General features: G+C 70.5%; 9 protein-coding genes and 5 tRNA genes. 6 read left to right on the forward strand and 8 right to left on the reverse strand.

Annotation, left to right across the window (positions count from 1 at the left end; translation table 11 throughout):
- Positions 1-420: 420 nt before the first annotated feature.
- From ACIRF8_RS25650 to hrpA, 3 genes are all read right to left on the reverse strand, one after another.
- Positions 421-624: a DUF6274 family protein gene (locus tag ACIRF8_RS25650; protein WP_404218085.1), complete on the reverse strand. Its 204-nt coding sequence runs from the start codon at positions 622-624 to the stop codon at positions 421-423.
- A 123-nt stretch (positions 625-747) separates the two neighbouring features.
- Positions 748-822: transfer RNA gene (locus tag ACIRF8_RS25655), tRNA-Asp, on the reverse strand.
- Between the two features lie 93 nt (positions 823-915).
- Positions 916-4,932 carry an ATP-dependent RNA helicase HrpA gene (gene hrpA / locus ACIRF8_RS25660; RefSeq protein WP_404218087.1) on the reverse strand — a complete coding sequence of 1,339 codons (4,017 nt, stop codon included), beginning with the start codon at positions 4,930-4,932 and terminating at the stop codon, positions 916-918.
- A gap of 158 nt (positions 4,933-5,090) precedes the next feature.
- On the opposite strand from hrpA, the gene ACIRF8_RS25665 reads away from it, so the two are divergent.
- The gene (locus ACIRF8_RS25665; protein WP_404218089.1) at positions 5,091-6,185 is read left to right on the forward strand and encodes an ABC transporter permease; all 1,095 of its coding nucleotides are present in this window, start codon (positions 5,091-5,093) and stop codon (positions 6,183-6,185) included.
- A gap of 51 nt (positions 6,186-6,236) precedes the next feature.
- Here the strand turns inward: ACIRF8_RS25665 and ACIRF8_RS25670 are convergent.
- The 4 genes from ACIRF8_RS25670 to ACIRF8_RS25685 all read right to left on the reverse strand — a co-directional run bounded on the left by ACIRF8_RS25670 (position 6,237) and on the right by ACIRF8_RS25685 (position 8,204).
- Positions 6,237-6,310 (reverse strand) — tRNA-Phe (locus tag ACIRF8_RS25670).
- Positions 6,311-6,333: 23 nt separating this feature from the next.
- Positions 6,334-6,408 (reverse strand) — tRNA-Asp (locus ACIRF8_RS25675).
- 38 nt (positions 6,409-6,446) lie between these two features.
- Positions 6,447-6,519, reverse strand: a tRNA-Glu gene (locus ACIRF8_RS25680).
- An 80-nt stretch (positions 6,520-6,599) separates the two neighbouring features.
- Positions 6,600-8,204 carry a metallophosphoesterase gene (locus ACIRF8_RS25685; RefSeq protein ID WP_404218091.1) on the reverse strand — a complete coding sequence of 535 codons (1,605 nt, stop codon included), beginning with the start codon at positions 8,202-8,204 and terminating at the stop codon, positions 6,600-6,602.
- A 59-nt stretch (positions 8,205-8,263) separates the two neighbouring features.
- Here ACIRF8_RS25685 and ACIRF8_RS25690 point away from each other — a divergent pair, with 59 nt between their 5' ends.
- From ACIRF8_RS25690 to ACIRF8_RS25710, 5 genes are all read left to right on the forward strand, one after another.
- On the forward strand, positions 8,264-8,614 hold the full coding sequence (locus ACIRF8_RS25690) for a metallopeptidase family protein (RefSeq protein ID WP_404218093.1): 351 nt from the start codon (positions 8,264-8,266) through the stop codon (positions 8,612-8,614).
- A gap of 116 nt (positions 8,615-8,730) precedes the next feature.
- Positions 8,731-9,270 carry a hypothetical protein gene (locus ACIRF8_RS25695; protein WP_404218095.1) on the forward strand — a complete coding sequence of 180 codons (540 nt, stop codon included), beginning with the start codon at positions 8,731-8,733 and terminating at the stop codon, positions 9,268-9,270.
- A 249-nt stretch (positions 9,271-9,519) separates the two neighbouring features.
- Positions 9,520-11,793 (forward strand): DEAD/DEAH box helicase, encoded by a 2,274-nt coding sequence (locus tag ACIRF8_RS25700; RefSeq protein WP_404218097.1) that lies wholly within the window; start codon positions 9,520-9,522, stop codon positions 11,791-11,793.
- 199 nt (positions 11,794-11,992) lie between these two features.
- Positions 11,993-14,074 (forward strand): FG-GAP-like repeat-containing protein, encoded by a 2,082-nt coding sequence (locus ACIRF8_RS25705; protein ID WP_404218099.1) that lies wholly within the window; start codon positions 11,993-11,995, stop codon positions 14,072-14,074.
- A gap of 111 nt (positions 14,075-14,185) precedes the next feature.
- Positions 14,186-14,258: transfer RNA gene (locus tag ACIRF8_RS25710), tRNA-Lys, on the forward strand.
- 68 nt (positions 14,259-14,326) lie between these two features.
- Here ACIRF8_RS25710 and ACIRF8_RS25715 read toward each other — a convergent pair.
- The gene (locus ACIRF8_RS25715; RefSeq protein ID WP_404218101.1) at positions 14,327-14,578 is read right to left on the reverse strand and encodes a chaplin; all 252 of its coding nucleotides are present in this window, start codon (positions 14,576-14,578) and stop codon (positions 14,327-14,329) included.
- Positions 14,579-14,769: the final 191 nt, after the last annotated feature.

Consider the following 14,769-nt stretch of genomic DNA (forward strand, 5'->3'; position numbering starts at 1 on the left):
ACTGGCTCCACACGACGCGGGTCCTGCCCCAACAGGCCCCACGCCCACTGAAGCGTCATCTCCACAGCATCACGGGTGCGTCGTCGATCGCGCTGGACTCCGCCGGGTCCAGCGCGATCTTTTTTGTGCGCCCACACCGGCGGTCCGGTCCGGTCGGCGGTGTTCCGTGTGCGTCCTTGTGGGGGCTTGGTCGCCCTCTGGTGGGTACCTGATCGGTGGCTGTGAGACTGGTGCAATTGCACATATTAAATTGAGCAGTTGTAGGAAGGGTGTAAGAAACGGTGTTTCCAAAACTGCTTCCGTGACACCCGTCACACGGCGTGCGCCTTGTTGCTGGTGACGCCCGTGCGCTAAAGGGGCCGAGGAGGGTCGCTCCCCTCCAGACTCCCACCGGACCAGGGCCGCGTGGGGCGGCTTTGGTCACCCCCGAGGGGGACTTTCGCCCTCACTCTCCTCCCAGTCGCTCTCACGGCCCTCCTGGGCCTCTGTCGCGGGGTCCAGGGCGAGCCGCAGGAGGCGGTGGCAGATCGGGCAGTGCCGGGTCAGGTGGCGGTAACCGGAGGCCGCGGAGAGGTGGGCACGCAGCAGGGCGCGGGTCTCGTGCCGTCGTATCGGTGTGGCCATGCGTCCGCTCCCGCCCGTGTCCTGGTTCCGGGGTACCGAGCGGCCGGGCCGGCGTCAAGGGCGCCGTCGGGGCGTGCACACGAAGAAGCCCGCACCGGATCGGTGCGGGCTTCTCATCTACTGCGGTCCTGACGGGATTTGAACCCGCGGCCTCCACCTTGACAGGGTGGCGAGCACTCCAAACTGCTCCACAGGACCTTGCTCTGCCGCGCTGTTACCGCGTTGCGCTGCGAGCAGGACTCTACAGCAGTGCAGGCCCGCCGGTCGAACTCACTCCCCGCGCACGGACGATCACGGCGCCGCGGCGTCGATCGCCTTCACGATCCGCTTGTCCGAGACGGGGTAGGCCGTGCCGAGCGCGTGCGCGAAGTAGCTGACGCGCAGCTCCTCGATCATCCAGCGGATGTCCAGGACCTCCTGCGGCACGGGCCGCCCCTGCGGCAGTTGTTCGAGCAGCCACGCGTACTCGTCCTGCATCTCGTGGACCTTCTCCATGCGGGTGGTGTCCCGCTGGACGGCGGTCGGCATCTGCTGGAGCCGCCGGTCGGCGGCGACGAGGTACCGCATGAGGTCGGGCAGCCGACGCAGGCCGGTGTCCGTCACGAAGCCGGGGTGCACGAGGGCCGTCAACTGGGCGCGTACGTCCTGCCGGTTGGGCAGCAGCGTCGGGCTGGTCGTGGCCTTCAGGCGGCGCTCGCAGGCCTGCCACGCGGCGAGTACCTGTTGCACCTGGCCGACCGTCCGCACGGTCGTGTCGACGATCTCGGCCCGCACCTTGTCGTAGAGCTTGCGGTACGACTCCTCGTCCCAGGCGGGGCCCCCGAAGTCCGCGATCAGCTTGTCGGCCGCCGCCATCGCGCAGTCGTCGAAGAGGGCCTGGACGGTGCCGTGCGGGTTCGCGGACAGGGCGAGCTTCTGGGCGTTGCTCAGCTTGTCCGAGGCGAACTTGCCCGGGTTGACCGGGATGTTGCGCAGGATCAGCCGGCGCGTGCCCTTCCACATGGCCTGCGCCTGCTCGGCCTCGGTGTCGAAGAGGCGTACGGACACGGTGCCGGCGGTGTTCCCGTCGTCGACGAGCGCCGGGTACGCCTTGACCGGCTGGCCCGCGCGGCGGGTCTCGAAGACGCGGGAGAGCGTGCCGATCGTCCAGTCGGTGAGGCCGGTGCGTTCGACGGACTCGCCGCCCGAGCGCTCGGCGGTCGCCGCGGCGGCCTTGGAGAGGGCCTGGCGGGCCTTCGGCTTCAGCCGGAGCTTCAGCGCCTCCAGGTCCTTGTCCTCGGCGATCTTGCGGCGCCGCTCGTCGACGATCCGGAACGTGATCTTCAGGTGGTCCGGTACGCGGCTCAGGTCGAAGTCGTCCGCCGAGACCGGGACGCCGACCATCCGCTGCAACTCGCGCGCGAGCGTCGTCGGCAGCGGCTCCTGGAGGGGCACGGCCCGGTCCAGGAACGCCTTCGCGAAGTTCGGCGCGGGTACGTAGTTGCGGCGGATCGGCTTGGGCAGGGAGCGGATCAGCTCGACCACCACGTCCTCGCGCAGACCCGGGATCTGCCAGTCGAAGCCCTCGTCCGTGACCTGGTTGAGGACCTGGAGCGGGATGTGGACGGTCACGCCGTCCGCGTCCGCGCCCGGCTCGAACTGGTACGTCACCCGGAACTTCAGGTTCCGCTGCCGCCACACGTCCGGGTAGTCGTCCTTGGTGACGGCCTCCGCGGACTCGCGGATGAGCATGGACCGCTCGAAGTCGAGCAGCTCCGGCTCCTCGCGCTGCTTCTTCTTCCACCAGGAGTCGAAGTGCGCGCCGGAGACGACGTCCGCGGGCACTCGCTGGTCGTAGAAGTCGTAGAGGGTGTCGTCGTCGACCACGATGTCGCGGCGCCGCGCCCGGTGCTCCAGCTCCTCGACCTCGGTGAGCAGCGCCCGGTTCGCGGCGAAGAACTTGTGGTGCGTACGCCAGTCGCCCTCGACCAGCGCGTTGCGGATAAACAGCTCGCGGGAGACCTCGGGATCGATCCGGCCGTAATTGATCTTGCGCTGGGCGACGAGCGGGACGCCGTACAGCGTGACCTTCTCGTACGCCATCACGGCCGCCTGGTCCTTCTCCCAGTGCGGTTCGCTGTACGTGCGCTTGAGGAGGTGCTCGGCGAGGGGCTCGACCCACTCGGGCTCGATCTTCGCGTTCACGCGGGCCCACAGCCGCGAGGTCTCCACCAGCTCCGCCGACATCACGAACCGGGGAGGCTTCTTGAAGAGGGCCGAGCCGGGGAAGATGGCGAACTTGGCGTTGCGGGCACCGATGTACTCGTTGCGGCCACCGCCGCGCTCGCGCTGCTTCGGGTCCTTCTGCGCGGACTCCTTCGTCTCCTTCACGTCCTTCATCCCGATGTGGGACAGGAGGCCGGAGAGCAGGGAGATGTGGACGGAGTCGCCGGGGGCGTCCTCCTCGTTGAGGTGGATGCCCATTTGCTTGGCGACCGTGCGCAACTGCGTGTAGATGTCCTGCCATTCGCGGATGCGCAGGAAGTTGAGGAACTCCCGCTTGCACATCCGGCGGAACGCCGAGGAGCCCAGCTCCTTCTGCTGCTCGCGGACGTAGCGCCACAGGTTCAGGAACGCCAGGAAGTCGCTGGTCTCGTCCTTGAAGCGGGCGTGGCTCTGGTCCGCCTGCTGCTGCTTGTCGGAGGGGCGCTCGCGCGGGTCCTGGATCGACAGGGCCGCCGCGATGACCATGACTTCGCGGGCGCAGCCGTTCTTGTCGGCCTCCAGGACCATGCGGGCCAGGCGCGGGTCGACGGGGAGCTGGGCGAGCTTGCGGCCCTGCTGGGTGAGGCGCTTGCGCGCGTCCTTCTCACTCGGATCCAGCGCGCCCAGTTCCTGGAGGAGCTGGACGCCGTCGCGGATGTTGCGGTGGTCCGGCGGGTCGATGAACGGGAACTTCTCGATGTCGCCGAGGCCGGCCGCCGTCATCTGGAGGATGACCGAGGCGAGGTTGGTGCGCAGGATCTCGGCGTCCGTGAACTCGGGCCGGGCGAGGAAGTCGTCCTCCGAGTAGAGCCGGATGCAGATGCCGTCGGACGTCCGCCCGCAGCGGCCCTTGCGCTGGTTGGCGCTGGCCTGGCTGATCGCCTCGATGGGCAGCCGCTGCACCTTCGTACGGTGGCTGTAGCGCGAGATGCGGGCGGTGCCCGGGTCGATGACGTACTTGATGCCCGGGACGGTCAGGGACGTCTCCGCCACGTTCGTCGCGAGGACGATGCGTCTGCCGGTGTGCTGCTGGAACACGCGGTGCTGCTCGGTGTGGGAGAGGCGTGCGTACAGCGGCAGCACCTCGGTGAACCGATACTTCTTCTTCTCCAGCGCGTCCGCCGTGTCGCGGATCTCGCGCTCCCCGGAGAGGAAGACGAGGATGTCGCCGCTGTCGCCCTCGCGCTGGAGCTCCTCGACGGCGTCCGTGATCGCGGTGATCTGGTCGCGGTCGGAGTCGTCGCCGTCGTCTTCGAGCAGCGGGCGGTACCGCACCTCGACCGGGTACGTACGGCCGCTGACCTCGACGATCGGGGCGTCCCCGAAATGCCGGGCGAAGCGCTCCGGGTCGATCGTGGCCGAGGTGATGACGACCTTGAGGTCCGGGCGCTTCGGCAGCAACTGGGCCAGATAGCCCAGCAGGAAGTCGATGTTCAGGGACCGCTCGTGCGCCTCGTCGATGATGATCGTGTCGTAGGCGCGCAGCTCGCGGTCGGTCTGGATCTCGGCGAGCAGGATGCCGTCGGTCATCAGCTTGACGAACGTGGCGTCCTGGTCGACCTGGTCGGTGAAGCGCACCTTCCAGCCGACGGCCTCACCCAGCGGTGTGCGCAGTTCGTCGGCGACGCGCTCGGCGACCGTGCGGGCCGCGATCCGGCGGGGCTGGGTGTGCCCGATCATGCCGCGCACACCCCGGCCGAGGTCGAGACAGATCTTGGGGATCTGCGTCGTCTTGCCGGAGCCGGTCTCGCCCGCCACGATCACGACCTGGTGGTCGCGGATGGCGGCGGCGATCTCGTCCTTCTTCTGGCTGACGGGAAGCTGCTCGGGATACGTGACGTCGAGCGCGGCCCGGCGCTCACGGCGGACGGCCGTGCGCACCTCGGCCTTGGCGGCCTCGGCGTCGATCTCGGCTATCACGGCGGCGCGGGCCTCGGGCTTACGGATCTTCCGCGCGCCTTCGAGCCTGCGGCCCAGTCGGTGCGCGTCACGGAGGGACAGCTCGGACAGGCGCCGCGCTACGGCGGCGATCCGGTCGGCGGCGGGGGCAGGCTGCGTAGACATACGTCCTCCAGGATCTCACCTCCGGGAAATCCGTGGCGAACGGTTTTGCCGCGGCCGGTTCGGGGGCCATGACGAGGACTACGCGTGGCGCGGAGTAGCGGAGTAGGCGAGGAGTATTTCGGGGTGTACGTCTCGTATGTCTGCTCTAGCGTTCAGATATGTCGTCCTTGTCCGATCAGGAGCAGCCGCGCCCGCACCCGCCCCACGGTGAGCACGGACGCCCGCCGACCGGGGCCGAGCGCTGGGCCGCGTACAAGAAGTCGCCCTTCTTCCCGGCCTGCGTGCTCGTGATCATCCTGGCCGCCGCGGCGGCGCTGTTCGCGGCCTCGTACACGTACTCCATGGCCAACCCGACGCCGCACGACATCCCGACGGCGGTCACCGGGGAGCCGGACGCGGCGCGGCGCAGCGCCTTCGTCGACGCGATGGAGAAGGCCCTCGACGCGCAGCTCGACCTCAAGCACTACGACTCGCGGGCGGCGGCCAGGAAGGCCATCGACGAGCAGCGGGTCTTCGCGGTGCTCGACGTCCGCGACGGGGGCGCCAGGGTCGAGCTGGACGTCTCCAGCGCGTCCGGAGTCTCCGTGGCCCAGGTCTTCGCGGAGTCGGCGCCGGCGGTCAGCGAGAAGACCGGGATCCCGGTGGCGGTCAAGGACCTGCACCCGCTCCAGAGCGGCGACCCGCGCGGCCTCGCGATCTTCTACATCTCCCTCGCCGCGGTGATCATCGGGTTCGTCGGGGCGATCCAGCTCAGCGTCCACGCGCGCGGGCTGAACCCGGCCGAGCGGATCGCGTTCACGGTGGCGTACGCGCTGCTCGGCGGGTTCGCCATCGCGGCGGTCGTCGACTGGGGGCTCGGCGCGCTCGATCTGCCCTTCGTCGAGTCCTGGCTGATCCTCGCGCTGACGATGTTCAGTTGCGGGATGGTCTTCACGATGTTCAACACGTTCTTCCACCGCTGGGCGATGATCCCGACGTGGGGGCTGCTCGTCCTGGTGGGCAATCCGGCGTCCGGCGGGGCGGTGGCGCCCCCGCTGCTGCCGACGTTCCTCGGTCGTCTCGGGCAGTGGCTGCCGCCGGGGGCGTCGGTGAACGCGCAGCACACGGCCGTCTACTTCCAGGGCCACCAGCACGCGTTCCCGTTCCTGGTGCTGGCCGGGTGGGGGCTGGTGTCGAGCGCCCTGTTCTGGTTCTGGCGGCACAGGCACCCGGGCGGGCGCGGCACACAGCCGCTGCACGCCGCCCCGGTGTGAGGCGCCCCGGACACGCAATAGGCCCCGTCCGAGGACGGGGCCTAATTCCTGTGGCTGGGGCCGGGATCGAACCGGCGACCTATCGCTTTTCAGGCGATCGCTCGTACCAACTGAGCTACCCAGCCACGAAGTCCACGAGGAACTTCAGCGGTCCTGACGGGATTTGAACCCGCGGCCTCCACCTTGACAGGGTGGCGAGCACTCCAAACTGCTCCACAGGACCAAGCTGTTGTGTGCAACAGTGTTGCACACGATCTTGCGTGCCCCCAACGGGATTCGAACCCGTGCTACCGCCTTGAAAGGGCGGCGTCCTAGGCCGCTAGACGATGAGGGCTATCGGCCCGCCTGGGCGCTTCGCAGCGCGTCGGGGACGTGAGAAGCATATGGGATGCGGGGAGCTATCGCCAAAACGGTTTACCCGGGCCCCGGCGAGGCGGGATCGGAGGCGGGCGGCGAGGGCGTCGCCCCCGGCTGGTTCTCCTTCGGCAGATGGCGGCTGACCTCGGCCCGCGTCAGGCCCAGACCGCCGAGCCTGATCTCGTCCCAGGCCTGGAGGCGCTTGGTGGCGCTGTCCAGATAGAGCACGGAGACCTCGACCGGGTCGGGGTCCTTGTCGTCGACCGCGCGCAGGCCGCTGCCGCCGGTCGAGCCCTCGACGCGCAGCCGGGTGCCCAGCGGCAGCACCTCCATCTGCTGGCGGTGGATGTGCCCGGCCAGGACCAGGGGCACCGCGCCGTCCGTCTCGCGCGCCGCCGCCGGTTCGTGGGCCAGCGCGATGTCGACCGGGGTGCCCGCCGCCCGCTGGTCGCGCAGGGCCGAGGCGAGACGGATGCCCGCCATGCGCTCCGCCGGGTCGCCCAGGGCCGCCGTGGAGCGGTCCGGGGTGTACTGCGGGTCGCCGGTGCCCGCGATGCGCAGGCCCGCGACGGTCACGGCCCTGCCGTCGTCGAGCACGCGCACGTTCTTGAAGCGCTTTCGGTCCGACAGGTACTTCTGTGTGGTCTTCGAGTCGTGGTTGCCGCGGATCCACACATAGGGCGCGCCGAGGTCCCTGATCGGGTCGAGGAAGGCGTTCTCGGCCGCCGACCCGTGGTCCATGGTGTCGCCCGTGTCGATGATGACCGAGATCCGGTACTGCTCCACGAGCGAGGCGATGATCTTCCACGACGCCGGGTTGAGGTGGATGTCGGAGACGTGCAGCACGCGGATCGTGGAGGGGTCCGGGCGGTACGTGGGCAGCGTCGACGTCACGTCGTAGAGCTTGGTGACGTTGGTGACGAGCCGGGCCAACTCGCGCTGGTAGACGTCGAACTCGGTGACGATCGAGCGGGCGTTGCCGACCACGGAAGGGGCCGAGGAGAGCAGTCCGGAGAACTTCGGCTCCAGGACCGAGTTCGGGTTCCAGGTCGCGTACGCGGTGCCGCCGGACGCCGCGAGGAGGGTGAGCGCCAGACCGCCGGCGGCCAGGGCGCGGCGGGGGCGCCGGTAGACCGCGAGGCCGAGCGCCGTCGCCCCGGAGACCACCGCCACGCAGGAGCGCACGGCCAGGTCGAGCGTGCCGTGCTCGACGTCGCGGGCCACCTCGTCCTGGAGCCCCGAGATGCGCTCCGGGTGGTCGACGAGGGCCCGGGAGCGGATCGGGTCCAGGCGGTCCACGTCGACGTCGAGGCGGATCGGGGCCGTGTGGGACTTCAGCTCCAGGGCGCCGAGCGGAGACACGTTGATCTTCGTGCCGCCGGAGACGGACGGGCGCAGCGTCATCCGGGTGTCCATCGGGCCGACCGGGGCGCGGACGCTGCCGACGACGAGGAGGCCGAGCCAGGCGCCCAGCAGGACGACGGCGATCAGGCCGAGGGCACGTACGAAGGGGTGGGGCCGGTGGACGGGTTCGAGGAGCGGGGTCGGCAGGTCCTGGTGCGGACGCCGCGTGCGGCGGCGCAGGAGGGCCGCCGGGGCGGTGCGGGTGCCTCGTATCCGGTGCAGGGCGCGGCGTATGGCGACAGCGGGCGGTCGGGCCATTGCTGCCGTATGCCCAAGTGGACGGGTGGATATGCGGGGTCGTGCCGGACAATGGCCGTGTGCTGGAGATGACGCGCGAGGAGTTCGAGGAACTGGTGGCCGAGGCGCTCGACCGGATTCCGCCCGAGTTGACGCGGCTCATGGACAACGTCGCGGTGTTCGTCGAGGACGAGCCACCCAGCGACGATCCCGAACTGCTCGGGCTCTACGAGGGGACTCCGCTGACCGATCGCGGTGAGTGGTACGCGGGGGTCCTGCCGGACCGCATCACGATCTACCGGGGGCCGACGCTGCGGATGTGCGAGTCCCGGCAGGACGTGGTCGCGGAGACGGAGATCACCGTGGTGCACGAGATCGCCCACCACTTCGGCATCGACGACGAGCGGCTGCACGCGCTCGGGTACGGGTGAGAGGCCGGGGCGCTTCTTTGTGCGGGCTTTGTGCGGTGCGGGCGCGGCGCGTGTCCTCTTGCGGGGCGCCGGAGTTGGGACAGGTGTCCCTGTCACGTGCCCGGAGGTGCTCGCCCGTGCGCCAGCTTTCCGTACCACCCTGTGTCCGTCGACTGAGCTGCCTGACCGCGACCACGGTGGCCGTCGCGGCGGCCGCCGGATGCATGAGCGTGGCCGACGACGGGCGCCCGCCCGCGCCCTCGCACCCCGCGGCGCACCGGAGCGGGCGGGCCGCGCCCGACGGGGGCACGGTGATCTCCGACGGTGTGGGCGGTGTCGGCGCGCGGGCCGGGAAGGCGGCGGCGAGCGGGGACGCCTCCGCGGCGGCCTCGGGGTCCGCGTCGCCCGCGGCCGCCACGCCGCGCGGGGCGACCCCGTCGGCCCAGGAGACCTCGCGCCCGCCCCGTTCGGCGCGGCCCTCCCGGGGGGCGCCGCCCGAGAAGCCGAGCACGCCGCGCGCCACGCCGTCGACCCCGGCCCCGCCACCGCCGCCACCGCCGACGCCCACCCCCGAGCCGTCCCCGACGACCGCGGAGCCGTCGTCGTCCGCGCATGCCCAGCAGGCCGGGTCGCGGTTGCTGAGGGAACCGGCGCCGCAGGCGGGGAGCCCGGCGTAGCGTCGGCGCGCAGGGCGCCTGTGTGAGCGGCGTCTCACGGGAGCGGTTTGCCACCGGGGGTAGTAGGTGCGTATGGTGGTAGATCGTTTGATCCCATTTGCCCGGCGCCGCACAGGAGCGCCGCGTGGCGCGTACTCTCCCTTGCCGTGGCTGGACCGCATTGAGGCGGTCGATTTGCGAATTTGCGAATGAGCGAATACACGGAGTTGACGGGCGCGTGCCGAAACTCCGGAAGGTTTCGCATTTCGCATGTCCATTTCTGCTGAACACACCATCGAGAACACCCAGCTCGCCGAGAACCTCGCCGAGAACACCGAGGCCGCCGACGTCGTAGAGACCGTCGAGAACGCCCAGGCCGTCGAGGCCGTCGAGAACACCGAAGCGGCTGTCGAGGCCGACGAGAACGCCGAGCCCACCCTCACCTTCGCCGACCTCGGTCTGCCCGAGCCGGTCGTCCGCAAGCTCGCGGCGAACGGTGTGACGACCCCCTTCCCGATCCAGGCCGCGACCATCCCGGACGCCCTGGCCGGCAAGGACATCCTCGGCCGTGGCCGCACCGGCTCCGGCAAGACGCTCTCCTTCGGCCTGCCCGTGCTGGCCCGCCTCGCCGGCAGCCGCACTGAGAAGCACAAGCCGCGCGCCGTCATCCTCACCCCGACCCGTGAGCTCGCGATGCAGGTCGCGGACGCGCTCCAGCCCTACGGCGATCAGGTCGGCCTGAAGATGAAGGTCGTCTGCGGCGGTACCTCGATGGGCAACCAGATCTACGCCCTGGAGCGCGGCGTCGACATCCTCGTCGCCACCCCGGGCCGCCTGCGCGACCTCATCAACCGCGGCGCCTGCTCCCTGGAGAACATCGAGGTCGCCGTCATCGACGAGGCCGACCAGATGTCCGACCTGGGCTTCCTGCCCGAGGTCACCGAGCTGCTCGACCAGGTGCCGGCCGGCGGCCAGCGCATGCTGTTCTCGGCCACGATGGAGAACGAGATCTCCACGCTGGTCAAGCGCTACCTGACCAACCCCGTCACGCACGAGGTCGACAGCGCGCAGGGCAACGTCACGACGATGTCCCACCACATCCTCATCGTGAAGCCCAAGGACAAGGCGCCGGTCACCGCCGCGATCGCCTCCCGCAAGGGCCGCACGATCATCTTCGTCCGCACCCAGCTCGGTGCCGACCGCATTGCCGAGCAGCTCTGCGAATCCGGCGTGAAGGCCGACGCGCTGCACGGCGGCATGACGCAGGGCGCGCGTACCCGGGTCCTCGAGGACTTCAAGAAGGGCTACGTCAACGCGCTCGTCGCCACCGACGTCGCCGCCCGCGGCATCCACGTCGACGGCATCGACCTGGTCCTGAACGTGGACCCGGCCGGCGACCACAAGGACTACCTGCACCGCGCGGGCCGCACGGCGCGTGCCGGGCGTACGGGCACGGTCGTCTCCCTCTCCCTGCCGCACCAGCGCCGCCAGATCTTCCGGCTGATGGAGGACGCGGGCGTCGACGCCGGGCGTCACATCATCCAGGGCGGTGCCGCCTTCGACCCGGAGGTCGCGGAGATCACCGGCGCCCGGTCCATGACCGAGGTGCAGGCCGAGTCGGCGGGCAACGCGGCGCAGCAGGCCGAGCGTGAGGTCACCGACCTGACCAAGCAGTTGGAGCGCGCCACGCGTCGCGCCGCCGAGCTGCGCGAGGAGGCCGACCGCCTCACCGCCCGCGCCGCCCGTGAGCGCGGCGAGGACGAGGAGGGCGTGGCCGCGGCCGTCGCCGCCGCCGCGGAGGCCGCCGCGGCGCAGGTCGCCGAGGCCGCCGCCGAGGTGCCGCAGCAGTCGGAGCGCGGGGAGCGTTCGTCCTCGTACGAGCAGCCGCGTCAGCGTCGTGACGAGCGGGGCAACTTCGAGCGCCGTGACCGCCGTGACGACCGTGGCGGCAGCCGTGGTGGCTTCGAGCGTCGGGACAACGACCGTGGCGGTTTCCGCCGCGACGACCGTCGTGACGACAACCGCGGTGGCTTCAACCGTGACGACCGCGGTGGCAGCCGTGGCGGCGGTTTCCGTCGCGACGACCGTCGTGACGACAACCGTGGCGGCTTCAACCGTGACGACCGCGGTGGCAGCCGTGGCGGCTTCAACCGTGACGACCGTGGTGGCAGCCGTGGTGGCTTCGAGCGTCGTGACAACGACCGTGGCGGTTTCCGCCGCGACGACCGCCCGTCCGGCGGCCGTCCCTTCGAGCGCCGTGACAACGACCGTGGCGGCTTCAACCGTGACGACCGTGGCGGCAGCCGTGGTGGCTTCGAGCGTCGCGACAACGACCGTGGTGGCTTCCGCCGCGACGACCGCCCGTCCGGCGGTCACCGGGGCAGCGACCGCCCGTTCAACCGCGACCGCCAGGGCGACCGCCCCGCGGCCGGTGGCGGCCACCGTCCCCACAGCCGCCGTGACGACCACCGTGGCGCCGGCTCGGGCTCCGGTTCGTCCTTCGGCCGCCGCGACGAGAAGCCGCGCTGGAAGCGCAACGGCTGACGCCGACTGATCCACTGAGGCGGGCCCATCCCCTTGCGGGGTGGGCCCGCTTTGTCGTGTGCACGCTGCTAGGCTCCGGGGGCCCGTGCAACGGGCAATCACTTTTTGCCGAGGGGCCCCACACCCTCCGTGGCTCACACCTGTTCAAGGAGGGGCATTGCCTCGTCGGGGTCTTCTGTCGGTGTCGTTGGCTGCGCTCATGGCGCTCGGCACCGTGTCACTCACCTCCGCGGAGCCCGCGCGCGCCTCCGATGCCGAGACCGTCATCCCGACGGTCGGCGTCCAGGGGCTGGATATCGCGGGCGGTTACCTCAGCACCGTCGAGAAGGCCCCCAACGGGGATCCGTACGTCACCAGCCGCACGGTCTCGGCGGACGGAGCCACGGTCGGTGCCGTGTCGTGGCGTGGGTTCGCGGGGACGTTCGCGGTCGGTCAGCATGCCGAGCGCGTGCCGTGCGACGCGGGCGGCTGCGTGCCGCTGCGCGCGACCGGCAACGGCAGCGTCGGCTACTTCGCCGTGCGGAGCGACGGCTCCCAACGGGCGCAGGTCTGGCTGAGTTCGGACACGTACCACGGCACCGAACCCGCCGTCACCGGCGGCCGGTTCACCGATGCCAGCGGTCGTTTCTTCGCCTACTCCGCGGCCTCCACCGGCAAGCAGTACGTCGACGCGACACCGACGCACTGGGTGGCGGACGTCCGACTGACCCGCACCACGAGCGCCGCGTCCGTGTGGGGAACACGATTGTGGACGCCCGGATCCGGAGCGGGGGTCTTCACCTCGTACGACCTGAAGACGAAGAAAACCGTCGCGACGGTGTCCACCGGGGCGCCGTGCACGGCCAAGGAGCTCCAGGTGACGGGGCGTTGGCTGTACTGGAACTGCGGGCCCACCGGCGCGGCGGGCGTCTACGACCTCACCGCGAAGAAGAAGATCACCGTGCCGTCCGGGCCCGCGCTCGTCGGTGACGGCTACCTCGTCCAGCACGATCGGACCGCGGGGAAGCTGAAGCTGACCGACTTCCACACCGGTACCGCGCAAGCCCCCCGGGCCGTCGCGGACCTGCCGACGGGTGGCACCGCGGATCAGCGGCGGCTGACCTGGGCCGTGGACCGGTTCGGCGGCGACATCGCGTACCTGGGCCAGGACAGCGCCGTCCACATCGTGCAGAGCGGCGTACCGGCGCAGGGCCTCGCGAAGATCGAGTCGGTTGTGGACGGCGAGACCCTGGATGCCAAGGGCCGTTACGGCGCGTCCACCACCTGGGACAGCACCTGGCAGTTCAACAAGCCCGCCGCCTGGACGTTCACCGTCAAGGACAGTCGCGGCAAGGTGGTCCGTACCCTGCGCGGCGAGGACGGCGCCTCGGCGCGGGTCGAATGGGACGGCAAGACGGACGCGGGCACGTACGCCTACAACGACAGCTACTCCTGGACCTTGGCCGCGACCGGCGCCGACGGCTCCGGCACCTTCACCACCACGGGCACCATCGGCCTCACCGGGGGGCTCCAGGGCCATCACGACCTGGGTGGCTTCCGCTTCGGCGAAGTGGTCACCCTCAACGCCTCCGGTGGCCTGACGCTGCACTACACCGAAGGCAAGGGCACGCTCGACCGGAAGCAGTCCGGCTCCGGCTGGCCCGCCGGGACGCTGGCCGTGCCGTTCGGCGACATGGGCAGCGACCGCTGCGCCGAACTGCTGGTGCGCACTCCGGCAGGCGAGCTGCGCCGGTACGCGGGCAAGTGCGGCAGCAGCGCCTACGCCCCGAACAACAGCCACACCTCGCTGGGCACGGGTTGGAACGCCTACAACGTGCTGACGGCCCCCGGTGACCTGACCGGTGACGGTCGCACGGACCTGCTCGGCCGCAAGGCCTCCACCGGCGACGTCTACGTCTTCGCCGACGACGGCCACGGCAAGCTGCTGGGGGGCAAGAAGATCCGGACGGCCTGGGCTGCGTTCACGCATGTCGTCGGGGCCGGTGATCTGAACGGTGACGGGCTCGGGGATGTTCTCACCCGGGCCAAGGACGGGACGCTCTACCGCTACGACGGCAAGGGCGACGGGACGCTGAAGGACCGGGTGACCGTGTTCACCAAGTGGGGCGCCGGATACAACGCGATCGTCGGCGTCGGTGACCTCACCGGTGACGGGAAGCCCGATCTGGTGGAGCGGGACACGGCGGGCAACCTCTACCGCAACGACGGCAAGGGCAACGGCTCGTTCACGGGCCGGACGAAGATCGCGACGGGCTGGCAGGGCTACAAGGGCGTCTTCTGACCCTCCTCCCGGCACCCGCCCGCGCCGGGACACCCCGAGATCCGGATACCCGATCGGCGTCCCGGCGCTGTCCGGCTATGCTCAGGGGTGCGTCGGCCGAGGCCGGTGTGTGGACCCTTAGCTCAATTGGCAGAGCAGTGGACTTTTAATCCATTGGTTGTGGGTTCGAGTCCCACAGGGTCTACCGACCGAGAACCGCCCCCACCTGCGGCGCAAGCCACGGGTGGGGGCGGTTCGATGAGCGGCCGCGAACTAGTCGTTCTCGCAGGAGTTGCCGAACGCCGGGTTGAGCAGCCCGATCACGTCGATCGAGTTGCCGCAGACGTTGACGGGTACGTGCACGGGGATCTGGATGTTGTCCCCGGACAGGACACCCGGGCTGTTCTGCGCGACACCGGTGGCGTTGGCCCCGTCGGGACCGTCCTGCGCGGAGGCCATGGCGGCGGAGCCCAGCACCGAGGTCCCGGCCAGCACCGCGGCGGCTGCGAATGTGCGAAGTCGCATCGAATCTCCTTGTGAGGCTGAAGGGGTACGACTCGACTATCACCCCGCCCTGACCGACCCGGCTCGTCGAATTGACCCATTAGGGGACGCGCCCCGAAAGGGCGGGAGCGATTCAGCGGTGTCGGCCGGGCGCCGGATCCACCCGGACCCAGCCCCGAGCGGGCCGGACGGGCTTGGCCGGACTCGGGACC

This window comes from Streptomyces sp. NPDC102406 (assembly GCF_044765725.1).
GTDB lineage: Bacteria > Actinomycetota > Actinomycetes > Streptomycetales > Streptomycetaceae > Streptomyces.

What these genes read in the sequence shown, in the direction of transcription:
- ACIRF8_RS25650 (WP_404218085.1), bottom strand. Translation starts at nt 624, where the DNA reads ATGGCCACACCGATACGACGGCACGAGACCCGCGCCCTGCTGCGTGCC.
- hrpA (WP_404218087.1), bottom strand. Translation starts at nt 4,932, where the DNA reads ATGTCTACGCAGCCTGCCCCCGCCGCCGACCGGATCGCCGCCGTAGCG.
- ACIRF8_RS25665 (WP_404218089.1), top strand. Translation starts at nt 5,091, where the DNA reads ATGTCGTCCTTGTCCGATCAGGAGCAGCCGCGCCCGCACCCGCCCCAC.
- ACIRF8_RS25685 (WP_404218091.1), bottom strand. Translation starts at nt 8,204, where the DNA reads ATGGCCCGACCGCCCGCTGTCGCCATACGCCGCGCCCTGCACCGGATA.
- ACIRF8_RS25700 (WP_404218097.1), top strand. Translation starts at nt 9,520, where the DNA reads ATGTCCATTTCTGCTGAACACACCATCGAGAACACCCAGCTCGCCGAG.
- ACIRF8_RS25705 (WP_404218099.1), top strand. Translation starts at nt 11,993, where the DNA reads ATGGCGCTCGGCACCGTGTCACTCACCTCCGCGGAGCCCGCGCGCGCC.
- ACIRF8_RS25715 (WP_404218101.1), bottom strand. Translation starts at nt 14,578, where the DNA reads ATGCGACTTCGCACATTCGCAGCCGCCGCGGTGCTGGCCGGGACCTCG.